Annotated in this window: 19 protein-coding genes; 11 read left to right on the top strand and 8 right to left on the bottom strand. The window is 58.8% G+C overall.

Annotated features, from left to right (window positions below; all coding sequences use genetic code 11):
- The 5 genes from tuf to rpsL all read right to left on the bottom strand — a co-directional run.
- On the bottom strand, positions 1 to 887 hold an 887-nt coding region (gene tuf / locus ACW9UQ_RS02515; RefSeq protein ID WP_458929416.1), incomplete at its 3' end, for an elongation factor Tu.
- A 25-nt stretch (positions 888 to 912) separates the two neighbouring features.
- A complete protein-coding gene (locus tag ACW9UQ_RS02510; RefSeq protein WP_458929415.1) occupies positions 913 to 1,440 on the bottom strand; it encodes a hypothetical protein in 528 nt (175 codons plus the stop codon).
- Positions 1,441 to 1,451: 11 nt separating this feature from the next.
- Positions 1,452 to 3,572 (bottom strand): elongation factor G, encoded by a 2,121-nt coding sequence (gene fusA / locus ACW9UQ_RS02505; RefSeq protein WP_458929414.1) that lies wholly within the window; start codon positions 3,570 to 3,572, stop codon positions 1,452 to 1,454.
- A 21-nt stretch (positions 3,573 to 3,593) separates the two neighbouring features.
- Positions 3,594 to 4,064 carry a 30S ribosomal protein S7 gene (rpsG, locus tag ACW9UQ_RS02500; RefSeq protein ID WP_458929413.1) on the bottom strand — a complete coding sequence of 157 codons (471 nt, stop codon included), beginning with the start codon at positions 4,062 to 4,064 and terminating at the stop codon, positions 3,594 to 3,596.
- Between the two features lie 12 nt (positions 4,065 to 4,076).
- A complete protein-coding gene (gene rpsL / locus ACW9UQ_RS02495; protein ID WP_036175706.1) occupies positions 4,077 to 4,448 on the bottom strand; it encodes a 30S ribosomal protein S12 in 372 nt (123 codons plus the stop codon).
- A gap of 383 nt (positions 4,449 to 4,831) precedes the next feature.
- Between rpsL and ACW9UQ_RS02490 the strand changes: the two genes are divergently transcribed.
- The 3 genes from ACW9UQ_RS02490 (at position 4,832) to ACW9UQ_RS02480 (ending at position 6,985) form a co-directional block, all read left to right on the top strand.
- Positions 4,832 to 5,755 carry a hypothetical protein gene (locus ACW9UQ_RS02490; RefSeq protein WP_458929412.1) on the top strand — a complete coding sequence of 308 codons (924 nt, stop codon included), beginning with the start codon at positions 4,832 to 4,834 and terminating at the stop codon, positions 5,753 to 5,755.
- Positions 5,756 to 5,879: 124 nt separating this feature from the next.
- Complete coding sequence (rpmE, locus tag ACW9UQ_RS02485) at positions 5,880 to 6,101, top strand: 50S ribosomal protein L31 (RefSeq protein WP_458929411.1); 222 nt, start codon at positions 5,880 to 5,882, stop codon at positions 6,099 to 6,101.
- A 74-nt stretch (positions 6,102 to 6,175) separates the two neighbouring features.
- Positions 6,176 to 6,985 carry a division plane positioning ATPase MipZ gene (locus ACW9UQ_RS02480; RefSeq protein WP_458929410.1) on the top strand — a complete coding sequence of 270 codons (810 nt, stop codon included), beginning with the start codon at positions 6,176 to 6,178 and terminating at the stop codon, positions 6,983 to 6,985.
- 107 nt (positions 6,986 to 7,092) lie between these two features.
- Here ACW9UQ_RS02480 and ACW9UQ_RS02475 read toward each other — a convergent pair whose 3' ends face one another.
- Positions 7,093 to 8,526 carry a D-alanyl-D-alanine carboxypeptidase family protein gene (locus ACW9UQ_RS02475; protein WP_458929409.1) on the bottom strand — a complete coding sequence of 478 codons (1,434 nt, stop codon included), beginning with the start codon at positions 8,524 to 8,526 and terminating at the stop codon, positions 7,093 to 7,095.
- Here ACW9UQ_RS02475 and ACW9UQ_RS02470 point away from each other — a divergent pair.
- The 7 genes from ACW9UQ_RS02470 to ACW9UQ_RS02440 all read left to right on the top strand — a co-directional run bounded on the left by ACW9UQ_RS02470 (position 8,519) and on the right by ACW9UQ_RS02440 (position 14,222).
- Positions 8,519 to 9,226, top strand: a complete 708-nt coding sequence (locus tag ACW9UQ_RS02470) for a phasin family protein (RefSeq protein ID WP_458929408.1) — start codon at positions 8,519 to 8,521, stop codon at positions 9,224 to 9,226. The two genes, ACW9UQ_RS02475 and ACW9UQ_RS02470, sit on opposite strands and share 8 nt — an antisense overlap.
- A gap of 147 nt (positions 9,227 to 9,373) precedes the next feature.
- Positions 9,374 to 9,700 (top strand): ATP-dependent Clp protease adapter ClpS, encoded by a 327-nt coding sequence (gene clpS / locus ACW9UQ_RS02465; RefSeq protein WP_458929419.1) that lies wholly within the window; start codon positions 9,374 to 9,376, stop codon positions 9,698 to 9,700.
- 25 nt (positions 9,701 to 9,725) lie between these two features.
- On the top strand, positions 9,726 to 10,700 hold the full coding sequence (locus ACW9UQ_RS02460) for a class I SAM-dependent methyltransferase (RefSeq protein WP_458929407.1): 975 nt from the start codon (positions 9,726 to 9,728) through the stop codon (positions 10,698 to 10,700).
- An 18-nt stretch (positions 10,701 to 10,718) separates the two neighbouring features.
- Positions 10,719 to 11,522, top strand: a complete 804-nt coding sequence (locus ACW9UQ_RS02455) for an SDR family NAD(P)-dependent oxidoreductase (protein WP_458929406.1) — start codon at positions 10,719 to 10,721, stop codon at positions 11,520 to 11,522.
- A 66-nt stretch (positions 11,523 to 11,588) separates the two neighbouring features.
- The gene (hisC, locus tag ACW9UQ_RS02450) at positions 11,589 to 12,677 is read left to right on the top strand and encodes a histidinol-phosphate transaminase (RefSeq protein ID WP_458929405.1); all 1,089 of its coding nucleotides are present in this window, start codon (positions 11,589 to 11,591) and stop codon (positions 12,675 to 12,677) included.
- Positions 12,674 to 13,594, top strand: coding sequence for a prephenate/arogenate dehydrogenase family protein (locus ACW9UQ_RS02445; protein WP_458929404.1), 921 nt, complete (start codon positions 12,674 to 12,676; stop codon positions 13,592 to 13,594). The genes hisC and ACW9UQ_RS02445 overlap by 4 nt, the downstream gene beginning before the upstream one ends.
- Position 13,595: 1 nt before the next feature.
- Positions 13,596 to 14,222: an extensin-like domain-containing protein gene (locus ACW9UQ_RS02440; RefSeq protein ID WP_458929403.1), complete on the top strand. Its 627-nt coding sequence runs from the start codon at positions 13,596 to 13,598 to the stop codon at positions 14,220 to 14,222.
- Here the strand turns inward: ACW9UQ_RS02440 and ACW9UQ_RS02435 are convergent.
- The gene (locus ACW9UQ_RS02435) at positions 14,210 to 15,220 is read right to left on the bottom strand and encodes a DUF2125 domain-containing protein (RefSeq protein ID WP_458929402.1); all 1,011 of its coding nucleotides are present in this window, start codon (positions 15,218 to 15,220) and stop codon (positions 14,210 to 14,212) included. The genes ACW9UQ_RS02440 and ACW9UQ_RS02435 overlap by 13 nt on opposite strands.
- A 96-nt stretch (positions 15,221 to 15,316) precedes the next feature.
- Between ACW9UQ_RS02435 and ACW9UQ_RS02430 the strand changes: the two genes are divergently transcribed.
- On the top strand, positions 15,317 to 15,868 hold the full coding sequence (locus tag ACW9UQ_RS02430) for a gamma-glutamylcyclotransferase (RefSeq protein ID WP_458929401.1): 552 nt from the start codon (positions 15,317 to 15,319) through the stop codon (positions 15,866 to 15,868).
- Positions 15,869 to 15,931: 63 nt separating this feature from the next.
- Here the strand turns inward: ACW9UQ_RS02430 and ACW9UQ_RS02425 are convergent, their stop codons facing one another.
- Entirely contained in the window at positions 15,932 to 17,164 is a 1,233-nt protein-coding gene (locus tag ACW9UQ_RS02425; protein ID WP_458929400.1) for a LysM peptidoglycan-binding domain-containing protein, read from the bottom strand.
- Positions 17,165 to 17,293 lie beyond the last annotated feature (129 nt).

Raw genomic sequence — 17,293 nt, 5'->3', positions numbered from 1 at the left:
ACAGAACCCGGCTTACACAGCACCTGGCCGCGCTCAACCTGATCCCGGTCAACACCACGCAGCAGCGCGCCGATATTGTCGCCGGCTTCGCCGCGATCCAGCAGCTTGCGGAACATCTCAACACCGGTACAGACGGTTTTCTGCGTGTCTTTGATGCCGACGATTTCGATCTCGTCATTGACGTTGATCACACCGCGCTCAACACGGCCGGTCACAACGGTTCCGCGGCCAGAAATCGAGAACACGTCCTCGATCGGCATCAGGAACGGCTGGTCAACCGCACGCTCGGGCTGCGGGATGTACTCGTCCACAGCGGCCATCAACTCGGCGATTTTCTCTTTGCCGATATTGTCGTCGCGGTCTTCCAGAGCAGCCAGAGCCGAGCCTGCGATGATCGGGATATCGTCGCCCGGATAGTCGTATTCGGACAGAAGCTCACGCACTTCCATTTCGACCAGCTCAAGCAGTTCCTCATCATCGACCTGGTCAACCTTGTTCAGGAACACGACCATGGCCGGGATGCCAACCTGGCGGCCCAGAAGGATGTGCTCACGTGTCTGAGGCATCGGGCCGTCAGCTGCGTTCACAACCAGGATCGCGCCGTCCATCTGCGCCGCACCGGTGATCATGTTTTTCACATAATCGGCGTGGCCCGGGCAGTCGACATGGGCGTAGTGACGCGCGTCGGTCTCATACTCAACATGCGCGGTCGAGATGGTGATCCCGCGGGCCTTTTCCTCAGGCGCGCCGTCAATCTCGTCATAGGCCTGAAACTCGCCAAACTGCTTCGTGATCGCCGCCGTCAGCGTCGTCTTCCCGTGGTCAACGTGACCAATCGTGCCGATGTTGCAATGCGGCTTTGACCGCTCAAACTTTTCCTTTGCCATGGTCTCTATCCTTTCAGGTGTTACGTTATTGCGGTGCAGGACCGGTCAAAGCCAGCCGAGCACGCTGCATGAATTTAGTCGCCATCTGCCTCACTTCGGTCCCGCGATCCTCCATCGAGGCCGCGCCGAAAATGCCGCCGGCAACATAACCGCCGCCGCCCGACGAAAGCTTCACAGGCGGCACAATGACTGCGCCTGTGCGCGCATCCACAAGCGAAACCGTACCGCGCATAACGCTTTCACCACCGATCAGCAGCGACTGCGCCGCGTTGATGACGTTTACGTTCTCTATCCGCACAATCGCTCGGGTTGCCCGCGGGCCACCGCGGTGCTTAAGCAAATAGGCTTTACTTTCAAGCTCGCGCTTTACCGTCGCTGCCGACACCGCACGTCCTTCAGTATTGGGTCCCATCGCCGAAACATCGACGGTGGCATCGACAACTGACAGAGTTGCCGCCTGCTCTGGACTAAGTGCGGCCTTCTTAGGAGCACCACCGGCACAGGCAGACAGAAGTACCGCAGCAACGGCAAAAAGAAGGGAGCGTTTATTCATCATACCCATCCTTATGCCGAAAACTTCGCCTGAATTTCGTCGCTGATGTTCTGCGGTACCGGTTCATAGTGGTCGAACTGCATGGTAAAGTTCGCGCGACCCTGGGACATCGACCGCAATGTGTCGATATAGCCGAACATGTTGGCCAGCGGCACAAAGGCGTCGATTGCGATCGCGTTGCCGCGGGTATCCTGGCCCTGAACCTGCCCACGACGGGAGGTCAGATCACCAATGATGCCACCGGTATACTCTTCCGGCGTCACAACCTCGACCTTCATGATCGGTTCCAGAAGTTTCGCACCGGCTTTCTTCATGCCTTCGCGCATCCCGGCACGTGCCGCGATTTCAAAGGCCAGAACGCTGGAGTCAACGTCATGGAACTTGCCGTCGATCAGGGCCACCTTGAAGTCGATCACAGGGAATCCAGCCAGCGGGCCGCTATCCATGACCGAGTTGATGCCCTTTTCAACACCAGGGATGTATTCCTTGGGAACCGCACCACCAACGATACGGCTTTCGAAGGAATAGCCTTCGCCTGCTTCGGTCGGCGTGATGATCAGCTTAACCTCAGCGAACTGACCGGACCCACCCGACTGTTTCTTGTGGGTGTAGGTATGCTCGACCTCGTGGCTGATGGTCTCACGATAGGCCACCTGTGGCGCACCAACGTTACACTCAACCTTGAACTCGCGACGCATACGGTCGATCAGAATATCGAGGTGAAGTTCGCCCATGCCCTTCATGATGGTCTGACCGCTTTCAAGATCGGTCTGAACCTGGAAAGATGGATCTTCGGCCGCCAGACGCTGCAGCGCCATGGCCATTTTTTCCTGGTCACCCTTGGTCTTAGGCTCAACCGCCTTCTCGATCACAGGATCGGGGAAGGTCATGGTTTCCAGAACCACCTGATCCTGGGCATCCGACAGGGTGTCCCCGGTTGTGGTATCCTTCAGACCGGCAAGCGCGATGATGTCGCCGGCAAATGCCTCGTCGATCTCTTCGCGGTTGTTGGAGTGCATCATCATCATACGACCGATGCGCTCCCGCTTGCCTTTAGTTGTGTTAATGACGCCGTCACCCTTTTTAATCACACCGGAGTAGATCCGGGTGAAGGTCAGAGAGCCAACAAACGGGTCGTTCATGATCTTAAAGGCCAGGCCCGAGAACGGCATGTTGTCTTCCGCGCGGCGGGCAACGTTACGTTCTTCGGCCTCATCGCCCGGGCGGAAGCCCATGTAGTCAACCACGTCCAGCGGGCTGGGCAGATAGTCGATTACGGCGTTCAAAAGCGGCTGTACACCTTTGTTTTTGAAGGCAGACCCACACAGAACCGGCACGAATGTCATGGACAATGTGCCCTTGCGGATCAGCTTACGCAGGGTGTCGACATCCGGCTCGTTGCCTTCCAGATAGGCCTCCATCGCGTCGTCGTCCTGCTCGACGGCAAGCTCGACCAATTCGGCACGCATGGTTTCGGCCTTGTCTTTCAGATCGTCACGGATTTCCTGACGGGTCCAGCTGGCACCGAGGTCTTCACCCTTCCAGGTCCACTCTTCCATGGTGATCAGGTCAACAAGACCTTCCAGCTGATCCTCTGCCCCGATGGGGAACTGAACTGGGGCTGGCGTGGCGCCGGTCCGGTCCTTGATCATGTGCACACAGTTGTCGAAATCGGCACCGATCTTGTCCATCTTGTTGACGAACACGATCCGCGGAACCTTGTAACGGTCGGCCTGACGCCAAACAGTCTCGGTCTGCGGCTCAACACCGGCGTTGGCGTCCAGAACGGCAACCGCGCCATCCAGAACCGCCAGCGAACGTTCAACTTCGATGGTAAAGTCAACGTGGCCCGGGGTGTCGATGATGTTAAAGCGGTGCTTTTCGGTCTGCGCGTCAGCGCCATCCTCTGTGCGCTCCCAGAAAGTGGTCGTCGCAGCAGATGTAATGGTGATCCCGCGTTCCTGCTCCTGCTCCATCCAATCCATGGTCGCAGCGCCATCATGCACTTCGCCAATTTTGTGCGATTTGCCGGTGTAATAGAGGATACGCTCAGTGCAGGTGGTTTTACCCGCATCAATATGCGCCATGATACCGAAGTTGCGGTAGCGATCGAGAGGATAGTCGCGTGCCATGGGTCTGGTCCTAAATCAGGGTTACCAACGGTAATGGCTGAACGCTTTGTTCGCGTCGGCCATCTTATGGGTGTCTTCACGTTTCTTGACGGCAGAGCCGCGGGAATTGACAGCATCCATCAATTCGCCTGCCAGGCGCTCTTCCATCGTGTTTTCGTTGCGCGCGCGGCTGGCGGTGATCAGCCAGCGGATCGCCAGAGCCTCACGGCGCTCAGGGCGCACCTCAACCGGAACCTGGTAGGTTGCACCACCAACCCGGCGGGAGCGAACCTCGACCGACGGCTTGATGTTGTCGAGCGCCTCATGGAACACTTCCACCGGCTCTTTCTTCAACTTGTCTTCGACCCGGCCGAGCGCGCCGTAGACGATGCGCTCCGCAGCAGATTTCTTGCCGTCGAACATCAGGTTGTTCATGAACTTGGTCAGAACCAGATCGCCGTACTTGGCGTCGGGCAGGACCTCACGTTTTTCGGCGCGATGACGTCGTGACATCTAACTGTCTCCTTACTTAGGACGCTTGGCGCCGTATTTCGAACGGCGCTGCTTGCGGTCTTTGACGCCCTGGGTGTCCAACACACCGCGCAGGATGTGATAGCGGACACCGGGAAGATCTTTCACACGGCCGCCACGGATCAGAACCACCGAGTGTTCCTGAAGGTTGTGGCTTTCACCGGGAATGTAGCTGATCACCTCGTAGCCGTTGGTCAGGCGCACTTTGGCAACCTTCCGCATGGCCGAGTTGGGTTTCTTCGGTGTCGTTGTATAGACACGTGTACAGACGCCACGCTTCTGCGGGCAGCCTTCCAGGTGTAGCGACTTAGAGCGCTTAACTTTGGGCTGCCGCGGTTTGCGGATCAGCTGTTGGATCGTTGGCATTCGGACCGTCTCCGTCTCATACCGTTTCGTTTCAGCGGCCCCCTGCACACCATAAGGCACACAAAACGCCAAAAATGCCGCGGGCGATCCGAACCGGACCGGCGCAGCGAAATTCCAGAGGACTGAAGGGCATTCCCTTGAGTCATGACTGCCAGTGAAGGCTATGTTTTCAGGAGAGACTCAACCCCTCCTAGAGCGGGCGGAACCTATGCGCAGGTGGCGGGGGTGTCAACACCGGATTTGCGCTTTGTTAAGCGCTCCTGATCCGTCCGTGTGTATTATCGTTGCGGTGCAGCAGTCGAATGGAAATATTCTGATGCTACTTGCCGGATTCTGCAATTATTGCCATCGTGTTGCCGCAGTCAGCAATAGGGTAGCGCCTCATGTCATATGTTTCCTTCATCAGCCGCGCGATCGGTATGTCACTGGGCGTCTATCTGCGCTTTCTTCCGCTTCTTATCTTTACGATCTTTCTGTTTGGCGCGCTTTACGTCAGCACCAGCAATATGGTTGTCATATACATAATCACATTCTTCATGCTGACATTTGGCTGGACCTACCTCTATCTGATGCTTCTGCGCGGTGGCCTTTATGCGCTTAAGGCGACCACACCTGCAAATGCAGATGGTACAGCCAAGGGCGTCATAAAGCTTATGTTCGTTCACTTTTTGGCGCAGCTGATAATCATCGTTGTTATCGGCATGGCGACATATCTGTTTCTTTATCGCTTCTCTTTGCCCGCAACCGCGCCTGAAGCCTACACCCTGATGCAGGAAGGGGCTTCGGCTGTCGATCCTAGGGTGATTGCAGCCAGCCCTGCCACCTATCTGATGTTTCAGGTTGTGCTGACCCTTGGCGCGATCATCGTGACATCACTTTTCGGCGCACCTATGGCTGCTGTTGCAGCCAACACCTCAGAGATAAGTCCAAACGTCGACCTTATCACCGGCTTTGGCCGCTACTTTGTCCCGCAATTCATTCTTTCAGGGATCGGCGTGCTCGCACCCGCTTTTATCTCGGGCCTCTACGCGACCGAAATTTTTGAGCGGATTGCAACATCATCGACTGGTGGCCTTGTTCTTGGCGTGGGCCTTACCGTGCTAATGTTGTTCTACTTCGCATGGTGCATTCCCACCTGCGGTATGGCGCTGGCCTTCGTAAAGGTGCGCGAGGAAATCGCCGCCAATCGCGAAGTAGAGGCCAGACCCGTTTTTGACGTTGAGGAACAGAAACAGTCGCTCCGCGAATTGCGGGCCCAAAGGCAGAGTGGATCATCAACGACGGTTTACGACCCAAACAAGCGGTGATTGGGGCTTGCCCCAACGCGCTTTGCCTGCTATCTGCCCGCATCCCGTGACCGATCCGGCGTCTTCCTACCGGTGCGCAATGCAGCCGCAGGATGTTCAGTCGGACAAAAGGACCAGAGAACCGATGAGAAAAGACATTCACCCTGACTACCATGTCATCGAGGTCAAAATGACCGATGGCAGCACCGTTCAGATGCGCTCCACCTATGGGGCGGAAGGCGACACGCTGACGCTGGACATTGATCCCAGCGCGCACCCGGCCTGGACCGGCGGGTCGCAGCGCCTGATGGACACCGGTGGCCGCGTGTCCAAGTTCAAAAAGAAATACGAAGGTCTGGGCTTCTAAAGACCGGCTTCATCCGCTATCGGAATTCCGGCGCGGTCCATTGTGGGCCGCGCCTTTTTTCTGCGAAGGGCGATATGGCGCACATTATCGTATTGGGCAACGAAAAGGGCGGCACCGGCAAGTCGACCACGGCCATGCATGTGATTACTGCCCTGCTGCATTCCGGTCAGCAGGTGGGCGTTATTGACCTGGATCTCCGCCAGCAAAGCCTGATGGGCCATGTGCGCAACCGTCATGCCTTTGTCGAGCGCACCGGCACCAAACTGCCCCTGCCCCAAGGTGCTGAACTGGCTGTCTCGGGCAACGACTCGCTGACCGAGGCGCAGGCGGAGGAGGAGGCGCGGTTCGCCGGCGCTTTGGCAGACCTCGACAAAACCTGCAGTTTTATCGTCATTGACTGCCCCGGGTCCCACACCCGCTATGCCCAGATGGCACATGCTGCGGCGGATACGCTGATCACCCCCATGAATGACAGTTTGGTCGATCTGGGTCTGCTGGCCCGGCTGGACCCCGAGACCGGCAAGATTGCCGGGCCCTCCATCTATGCACAGATGGTTTGGGACGCGCGGCGGCTGCGCGCCTCTGCCGGGCTGTTGCCGGTGGACTGGGTGGTCTTGCGCAACCGGATGGCCTCGCTGGATGCGCATAACAAGCGACGGGTTGGCAGCGCTTTGGCGGAGCTGGCCAAGCGGATCGGCTTTCGTCTGGTCCCCGGCTTTCGGGAAAGGGTGATCTTTCGCGAGCTCTATCTGGATGGGCTGACCCTGCTGGATCTGGCCGCACGCAAGGATCATCGCATGACTATGTCCAATATCGCCGCCCGGCAGGAACTGCGTGATCTGATGAAAGCGTTGAAATTGCCGGGGGTAGAGCTGGCAATCTGAACTCGGGCCGCCGGGCGATACAAGCTGTGTAGCTTCGCGCACCCTACAGGCCAGGTTTAAATTGATGTTCTAAAAAGCGGCCCGAGCGATCAGCCCGGGCCATCTTTTTATCCACCGATTGCAACCACCTGACAGGCGGTCTGGCGGGCGGCCAATCGAGCGCAGGCCTTCTCGGCCATTGGTTTGGGCAGGCCAACAAATTGAGCCAGATAGCGCCCTCTGGTCGAGGTTGGTGCCAAACGACGGCTGGAACCTTCCAGTGCCTCCATTTCCTGCAACGCAGTGGTCAACAGCAGCCGTTCAGCGTCCGAACGGTTATGTGTCCCGCCCAACTGCACGACCCAGTTGCCTGCGCGTTTCCGCGTGACTGCCGGTGCAGGTTTGGTCTCTGCCGCTGCAGTGCGCACCACACGAAGATCGGACGGCCTTGGTTGGGGCCGGAACACGGCAAAGTCCACCGGATCGGACAGACGGGCCTGCGTGGCGGCCGCATCAACCTGCGGCAACTTGCGCCCTGCGGGGTCCTGCGGCACCGCTTTGGTGCTGGCCTCGCTCAGCGCCTCACCGACGGCCATGGCGACCAGCAGAGCCTCTTCATCCACGGTTGTTGAGAAGTTGCGCACCACCGGACGGGTGGAGGTTTTTAGCTGCTCCGCACGCTTCGGCGCCTGTGCAACAGTGATCTTGCTGCCCGGGGCTGCCAAAACCAGCCGTGTGGGCTTGCGCACCTGGGCATAGGTTGGCGCCTTGCGGAACCCCAGATCCATCAGTTCCCCAACACGTTCGTTCCGCCAGGCCGAACTGCGCCCACCAAAGACCGAGACGATCACCCGCTCCTGACCACGCCGGGCAGACGCAACAAGGTTATAGCCGGCTGCACGGGTATACCCTGTCTTAATGCCATCTGCGCCCTCATAAGCCTGCAAAAGGCGTCGGTTGGTATTGTGGACCGTCTTGACCTGAGCATTGGTCGAGCGACGCGCGAAGATATTGTAGTATTCCGGGAAATCATAGAACAGCCGCCGCCCAAGCACGGCCATATCGCGCGCAGTAGACATATGACCCGACTGGGTCAAACCATGTGGGTTCTTGAAGGTCGTGCGCGACATTCCCATCGCTCGGGCGGTTTCTGTCATCCGCTTGGCAAAGGCTGACTGACTGCCCGAAACAGCCTCGGCCAACGCCATCGCTGCGTCATTTGCGGATTTTACCGCAGTCGCGCGGATCAGATACCGCAGTGCGATTTTCTGCCCCGGCTTCAGCCCCAGCCGCGACGGCGGTTGTGAAGCGGCTTTCCGTGAGATCGTTATTTTCTGATCAAGTTTCAGCCGACCGGCCCGAACCTCGGTGAAGACCAGATAAAGAGTCATCATCTTGGTCAAGGATGCCGGATGCAGCTTGGTGTCTGCACTATCCTGATGCAGCACCTTGCCGGTGCGCGCATCCATCACCAACGCCGCATATGGTGCTGCGACCAGTGTTGACCCCAACATGCTGAGAAGTATCGCGGTCAATAGACCACGCATTGCCTGTATGAACATCGGTTGCTCCGCCGATTTATATCTGCCTCATGGGGCCGATTTTTCGGTCCCCTTATTGTTATATATTCTTGGTAGCACAAAGTACCCGCCCAGAAAACCTTTAAGTTTCAAAGACTCACTGGCAGAAGTTCAGGCGTTGCAGAGGGGTTACAAATTTAATTTGTGCAGCGCACAAAAACCTATTGACGCAGTGCAACATACTTCCTATATCAAATGCCAGAATACAATTAAAACGCGCATCGCGAGGAAACGCAAAATGGCTACCAAACGCACCAATACCGCGAAAGCCTCCGTTGAGGAATTCGCCACCGAAGCACAGAAAACCGTCACCGAAGGTATGGAAAAGATGTCCAAAGGTTTCGAAGACATGACCGCTTTGGGTCAGGAAAACATGGACGCGATGATGAAGTCGTCCGAAATCGCTGCCAAAGCCGCTGAAGGCATCGGCTCCGAAGTTTCCGCTTTCACCAAGAAAGCCTTCGAAGACGGCGTTGCCGCCACTCAGGACCTGGCATCAGCCAAGACCGTGACCGAACTGATGGAAAAGCAGGCTGCTTTCGCGCAGACCTTCTTTGACTCGTTCATGAGCCAGGCGACAAAGATGAATGAAATCTATGCCGCATCGGCCAAAGAAATCTTCACGCCGCTGACCGAGCGTTTTAACGCTGTTGGCGAAAGCATGAAGGCCTATAAAGCCTGAGCCTAAGCGGTTCTGGCCCCGATTTTTTTCGGGAAGTTTGGAAAAGGGGGCAATCGCCCCCTTTTCTCATATGATCAGAACGATATATTGGCGACCTGACTCGCAGCGACGCAGGCAAGCATTTTCGTGACCATACAAGATCTGAAGATGATGGCCGATCCGCCTAAGGATGACGACGAGGGCGAGGTCGGGGTTGTCACCAAGACCAGGCCCAAGACGCAGAAGCCACCGCTTTACAAGGTGTTGCTTCTGAATGATGACTATACGCCGATGGAATTTGTGGTGCATGTGCTGGAACGGGTGTTTCACCTGAACCACCAGCAAGCCAGCGACATCATGCTGACGGTTCACCGCAAGGGCGTGGCGGTTGTGGGGGTGTTTTCCTTTGAAATTGCCGAGACCAAGGTAACGCAGGTGATGGATATGGCCCGGCGCAACCAGCACCCGCTGCAGTGCACCATGGAAAAAGAGTAGTCCGATCCTGCCCGGTCGTTTCCTCATGCCGATTGAACAGGGTGACATCCCGTTTGATCCAGACGCGCCGGTGCTGGCGCTGCGTCCGACGTGCACGCATGATCTGTCAGCGCTGCCGAATGTGTTGGTAGAAACTGGGTTCAAGCCGGATCACGACGCGCTGACAAAGCACCCTGCAGATCAAGCGGGCGGTCCCGTCCCGCTGGTCCTTCTGTTTGTCACCCGCCACCGCCGCCAGACCGAAGCTCTGATCGCCGAGGCACTGACGCGGCTGGCCCCGGGCGGCTGGCTGATCATTGACGGGCAGAAAACCGACGGGATCGACAGCCTGCTGAAAGGCCTGCGGATACATGTCGATGTGGCCGGCACATTGTCGAAAGCCCATGGCAAGGTGATCTGGCTGCAACGCCCCGACACCCTGCCCGGCATTCTAGACGACTGGCGCGATGCGAATGCCCTGCGATCCAATGCAGATGGATTTCTGACCGCACCGGGCATGTTCAGCCCTGACGCAATTGACCCCGGAACGCGCCTGCTGGCCAAACAATTTGGCGCTGGGCTCAAAGGCCGGGCGGCTGATCTGGGTGCGGGTTGGGGGGCCTCTGCCGCGCTGCTGTTGCAGGCTGCGCCCAATATCGAAACCCTGGATTTGTTCGAGGCGGAACAGATTGCACTGAATGCCGCCCGGAAAAACGTCACCGACCGGCGTGCGCGGTTTCACTGGGCCGATGTCGCCGCCCTGCCCGCGCCCGACCCGCATTACGATCTGATCATCTCTAACCCGCCGTTCCATCAAAGCCGCGCGGCAGAGCCGACCCTTGGCACCGCCTTTATTGCGACCGCCGCGCGCCTGCTGGCCCCGAAGGGCACCGCACTGTTCGTTGCCAATCGCCAACTGCCCTATGAAGCCGCGTTCGATCTGCATTTCCGCAAACGCGCAGAGGTTGCGGCCAACCCGCGTTACAAGGTCATCATGGCCAGCGGCCCCAAACCCGTCTGATCCGCAGGAGGTCATCCCATGACAGCCCGACTTGAAGGTCAATCCGTCATTGTCACCGGCGCCGCCCACGGCGTCGGTCTGGCCGTTGCCCGCGCTGCCGCCCGAGCCGGAGCCAAGGTGATGATGACCGCCCGAGACGAGACCGCATTGACAGCCGAACGCGAGGCACTGGCCGAAACCGGTGCTGATGTGCGCAGCTATGACGGCGACCTTTCACAAAAGCTTACAGTGGCAAACCTGATCTCGGCCACGATTGACGCGTTTGACCGGATCGATGTGTTGATCAATGCCAGCCGGGACATGCAGCCATCGGACCCGCTTGATGTGGACAACACAGCCCTTAGCGAACTGCTGGAAAGCAATGTTATGACCCCGCTCCGCCTGACCCAGCAGGTGGTAAAGCGGATGAACCAATTGCGTGAGGATGACGATACGCCCGGGCTGCGGGCCGTGGTCAATATCGGCTCGATTGCAGCGCAGCGCACCCTGCCCGAGCTGATGGCTTTTTCGGTGGCCTCTGCCGCGCTGGATCAGATGACCCGCTCTATGGCGGTGGCGTTTGCCCCCTATGGCACCCGCGTGAACGAGGTTGCCCTCGGCTCGGTCATGAGCAGCAGCCTGCGCGACGCAATCGCAGAGCAGCCACAATTGCAGGACCGACTGACCAGCGTTACCCCGCTGGGCCGCATCGGCGATGGCGACGAAGCAGCAGAGATTGCGGTTTTTCTGGCGTCGGACGCAGCAAGCTTTGTCACCGGCCAGATCATCGCCGTCGATGGCGGGCGGACCATTCTGGACCCGATGCAGGTTTCAGCGCATTGACAAGTTTCCCGTGGCACCGCCTTGGCACATTCGCTAAACCAACCCGAAACCAAATGGGTGGAACGCATGACCCAATCCAGGCCGCAGCCACAGACCGGCATTCTTGACATCGCGGCCTATGTCGCCGGTGCAAGCAAGGCAGAGGGCGCAAACCAGATCACCAAGCTGAGTTCGAACGAGAACCCGGCCGGACCATCGCCGTGTGCGATCGCCGCCTTCAAAGACTGCGCCGACAGTCTGGCACTGTACCCCTCTCCCGATCATGCGGAGTTGCGCGCAGCCATTGCCGAGGTCCATGGCCTTGACCCCGCCCGGATCGTTTGCGGGGCTGGATCGGATGAACTGATCGCGCTTTTGTGCAGCGCCTATGCCGGACCCGGCGACGAGGTACTTTATTCCGCGCATGGGTTTGCGATGTACCCGATCTCGGCCCGCGCTGCCGGTGCAACGCCCGTGACCGCGCCCGAGACGGATCGCACCGCCAGTGTCGATGCGCTGCTGGCTGCGGTGACTGCGTGCACCAAACTGGTGTTTCTGGCCAATCCCAACAACCCAACCGGCACGATGATCCCCGACGCCGAGGTCACCCGACTGGCAGATCATGTGCCGGATACCTGCCTGCTGGTCCTTGACGGTGCCTATGTCGAATATCTCGATGATCATGACGGGGGGGCTGCGTTGGCTCAGACGCGGAAAAATGTGGTCATGACCAGGACCTTCTCGAAAATTTTCGGGCTGGGCGGGTTGCGGGTCGGCTGGGCCTATGGGCCTGAGCATGTCATTGATGTGCTTAATCGTGTGCGCGGCCCCTTCAATGTCAGCGCCGCCGGTCTGGCCGCTGCCGAGGCCGCGATACGCGATATTGATTATGTCCGGACCTGCCGCGCGGCGAACGCGCATTGGCGCGACTGGATGGTATCGGAACTGAATGCGCTGGGTCTGCCGACAGATGCCAGCTACGCAAATTTTGTCCTGCCACGCTTTAGCAGCCCAAAGGCCGCCTCCGGCTGTGACACCCATCTGCGCGCCAACGGCTTTATCGTGCGCAAAGTCGATGGCTATGGCCTGCCGGAATATCTGCGCATCACGATTGGCGATGAGGTTGCCTGCCGCCGCGTGATCGGCCTGATCAGCGAATTTCTGGGGCAAGCATGACCATCGCCTATAACCATATCGCCCTGATCGGGCTTGGCCTGCTGTCCTCCTCTATCAGCCACGCGCTGCGGCGTACTGGCTTTCAGGGGCGCTTAACAGGGGCGGAGCGCACCGAAGCCACGCGGAAAACCGCCGAGGATCTTGGCCTGTGCGACAGCATATACGCCAGCAATGCAGAGGCCGCGAAAGGCGCAGATCTGGTCATCCTGTGCGTTCCGGTCGGGGCGATGGGGCGGGTCGCAGCAGAAATCGCACCGGTTCTGCAGCCGGGGGTTACGGTGACGGATGTCGGCTCGGTCAAAGCGCAGATCATCGCTGATGTCACCCCCCATTTGCCCGACGGTGTGCATTTCATCCCCTCACACCCACTGGCCGGAACCGAGCATTCCGGGCCTGCCGCAGGGTTTGCCAGCCTGTTTGACAACCGCTGGTGCCTGCTTACGCCCATCGAAGGCACTGATCCGAATGCGAAATCCGACCTAGTCGCGTTCTGGCAGGCCTTAGGCAGTAAAACGGATGAAATGGACGCCGCACATCACGATCTGGTGCTTGCCGTGACCAGCCACGCCCCGCATCTGATCGCCTATACGATGGTCGGTGTTGCGGATGATCTGTCGCGCGTGACCCAGAACGAGGTGATCAATTACTCCGCCGCTGGGTTTCGTGACTTCACCCGCATCGCGGCCTCGGACCCGACCATGTGGCGCGACGTGTTTTTGAACAACAAGCAAGCGACGCTGGAGATCCTCGGCCGGTTCACGGAAGAATTGTTCGCCCTGCAGCGCGCCATCCGTACAGGTGACGGGGATCAATTGTTTGACTATTTTACCCGCACCCGAGCTATACGACGCGGCATTATTGATGCCGGGCAAGACACCGCCGCGCCTGACTTTGGCCGCCACACTGACGAGGACTAAGATGCACCGCCTTGCCATTCTGCTTGTTTTCACGGCCAGCGGCTGTGGCAGCCAGCCGGACTATGAACAGCTGGCGCGGGACATGGATCTGCCGACAGATGCCGCGCCCATTTGCGGGTTTGAGGATGTTCTCGGCGTTGAAATAGACGATATCAATGGTGGATCAGGCAAAGGCTGCGGCGTATCCGATCCGGTAAAAGTCTATGCTGTCGGCGCAACCCGCCTGTCAACACCGGCGCGTGTGAATTGCCGGGCGGTAACAGCGTTGCGCACATGGTTGGTGGACGGCGCCCGGCCGCTGGCGCGCGAGTATAAGACCCGTATTACTGAGGTTAAGGTTGCCGCCAGCTATGCCTGCCGCACCCGCAACCATCGCCGCGGCGCGCGGCTTTCGGAACATGCCAAGGGCAACGCGATTGATATCTCAGCCATTACACTGGCCAATGGCAAGCAGGTTTCCGTCAAGACGGGCTATCGCAAGGGCACCTATGCACCGCTGATGCAGCGCCTGCGCAAGATCGCCTGTGGACCGTTTGGCACCGTGCTTGGGCCAGGCTCGGACCGGCACCACAACGATCACTTTCATTTTGATGTGGCAGACTACCGCACGGGCCCTTACTGCCACTGACGCAGTACCGGCGCGCGGCCCAGCGGTACCGGGCCAAGCCGCATTTCGCCGTCCTGAAAGGTAAGCGGAACATTCAACGTATTCGGATCGCCGCTGGCCTGCGCGACAACGGCAAGGCCCGTCTTCAGGGACGCCGCCAGTTTTGGCGTGATCCAATAGGCGCGCTCGGACAGATCGACAATCTCTTCCCAGTTTTTGGCCTCAAGGGTCATGCGCCCCATGGCAAACCCATCCGCATCAACATCCAGCGTGCCTTCCAGCGTCAGATCCAACCGCCCCCAGGTGAACTGTAGCTTGGGAATACGCAGCTGCGTTAGTTGCGGCTTGCGCCCCTCAATAGCGGCGCGGTCCCAGACACCGTCGAAAACCGGGATCGCCCGGATATTCATGACTTCCAGCGCAGGTGGCAGAGCATTGGCTGGATCCAGCGCCTGTTTTATGGGTTCCGCAAGCCGGTATTCCTTTGTGTCGAATACGATCTCATACGGGTGTGTGTCGTCCTCTTTGGGCAAACGCCGGATCGCCAGCAGGCCATCCTTTACCCCGCCGGTGTAATTCAGGGTCGAGGCGATCTCGACATTCTTGAGTTCGATCCGGGTTTCCTGCAGCGCCAGTCCGGTGTTTGCGGCAAACCGGACAGAACCGCGCATCAGATCTGAGGTAACCTCGATGGTTTCGTAGTCGGTTGTGATGCGCTGTTGCGGCGGCCATACGGCGATAATGTGATTGGGCTTGTAGCTGAGGGCCAGAACCTGGAATTCCGGCGCCGACCAGGCCCAACCCCAGCTGGGGTCGGCCAGTTCTAGTGTGCTGACAATGGCATCAAAGCGATTGGGGTACCCGGTGACCGAGATATCCTCGGCCTCAGCCACCCACCCTCGCGCGGCCTGCTGATCAAGCCAGCCCTGAAGGGCCGCTTTTTGCGCGGTGGAGCCCGCCAGCCAATAGCCGGAATAGGCCAAAGCTGCCAAAAGAATCGCATAAAAGAGCTTGCGCATGCAGGGACCCCACCCAAGGATTTGACTTTCGTCTCTATACGCTTTGCGGCAGAGAGGGAAGGTCAGCAATCTGATGAATGGAATATGGAGAAACAGGTGGGTGAAACGGGTGACTTCTGGGTGTTTGCTTATGGCTCGCTGATCTGGAATCCCGGCTTTGATCCGGCGGAAACGGTCCGGGCGCGGCTGGCAGGATATCGCCGGTCATTCTGCATGTCATCTGTGGTCTATCGCGGTACGCCAGAAGCCCCCGGGCTGGTTCTGGCGCTGGATGCGCAGGGTGGTATGGTTTGTGAGGGTGTTGGCTATCGCGTTGGGTCTGGGCAGGCCGAAACGGTGCTGACCTATCTGCGCGAGCGGGAGCTTGTCTCTTCGGCCTATCTGGAACAAGAGGTCACTCTGGCGCTTACCGATGGTCGGCAGGTTCAGGCGATCACCTATGTCATCGACCGCGCGCATATGCAGTATCAGGGCAGGCTGGATATCAGCACGCAAGCCCGGATCATCGCGCGCGCCAAAGGACCCGCAGGCAGCAACCGGGATTACCTTGTTCGTACGGTGGAAAGCTTGCGGGCCCTCGGCATTGACGACCCGGAACTTGACCAGCTGGACTCTGAGGTTGCGACCTTGCCGGGGTGCACGCTGTAGGGTGGGTGAAACCCACCACGACACGCTGGTTGGCGGGTGGGTTTCACCCACCCTACAAGGCGCTCAGCTTCCTTCGTCGTGCAAATGCCTGCTGACGATCTCGAACCACCGGCCATTTTCTGCAATCTGCGCCAGGCCAGCATTCAGCAGCCTGATATGATCAGCGCTGCGTGGGTTTCCTCTCAGGGCCAGTACCCGTAATTTCTGGATACGGGTCAGCGGTTCCAGCACGAGAATCGGATTCTCCACGCTGATCCGGTCGACCAGTGCCCGGGTCACTGCTGCATCCATCGAAGCGATATCAGCCTCCTTCCGGTCGATCATGCCGATACAGTCCATCGCATTCCTGCCCCAGATCACCTCGACCTTGTCTGGCAGCAAACCCAGTGCAATCAGGTCATCCACCGGATAGCCAACCGGTCGGCAGACACGTGCCCCAGCCATCGCCTCAGGCACCAGAATTTCCGCCCAAGCCAAATCGGCGCGGGCATAGAACTCGGTCACGAACTCATAGATCCCGTCCGATGCAAGATACTGCCCACACAGTTCTGGGACCGGGTCGACATCCACACAATCCGGCATGGTCCATGGAAATGTCAGCGCAAAGCCACCGCGCGGCATGATGCCATCAAGATGAGCAGCACGGTCATTCACGAAAACGATCTCGACAGGTGGTGCATCCGCTGCTTTGAGGGCCGCCGCTACCAACTCAGTTATCATACCACCTTGGGGTAGATCCTGCCCCGCGAATGGCGGAAACGGGCCACCGGTCAGCAGATGCAGCCGGTCCGCCATCACGGGTGGTGTAAGGCGAGGAATATCTTCCAGCGCAACTGCAGTTCGAGCGGTATTGGCGGGACCCTCAGTTCCATGGGGCGCGCCTTCCTCCGCTATGTTCATTTCTGCGGTTGACACATCGTTAGTTTCCTCCGCTACGTCCGCAGGCGCTGTTTGGTCAGTTTGTGACACCACGCCGGCGCTGGATGCGGCGATCAGCACTTCGGCGGATGTTGCGATATCTGAGGGGGCTACGGCTTTTGCCTCTGCAGTCGCCTTGGGCTTGCTGCAGGGGATATACAGCACCTGCCCTACCTTAATCAGGTTCGGGTTTGGACCGATCTTTCGGGCATTGGCGCGATAGATTCGGCGCGACGCCTCCCGCGTGCCATAGAATTTCTCGGCTATGATCCGCAGGGTATCGCCGCTGCGCACGCGATAGGCAGGACAGTCGGCCATGGCCGCACCCCAACCAAACCCGGCCCATGCCAGCCAAATCGCAATGATGTATCTGAGCAAACGAACCCTCCGACCATGCGCGCGCCAATTTGCGCGATCATGGTGACCAAAGGGTTAACGACGGCAGATCAACCACACATCAGCCGCGCCGACGGATCACAACGCGCCTGCTTCACATACAGCCGGGAA

The organism is Halovulum sp. GXIMD14793, from assembly GCF_054457435.1.
Note: the sequence above shows the minus strand (reverse complement) of the source record. Positions and strands in the feature narration are given on the sequence as shown.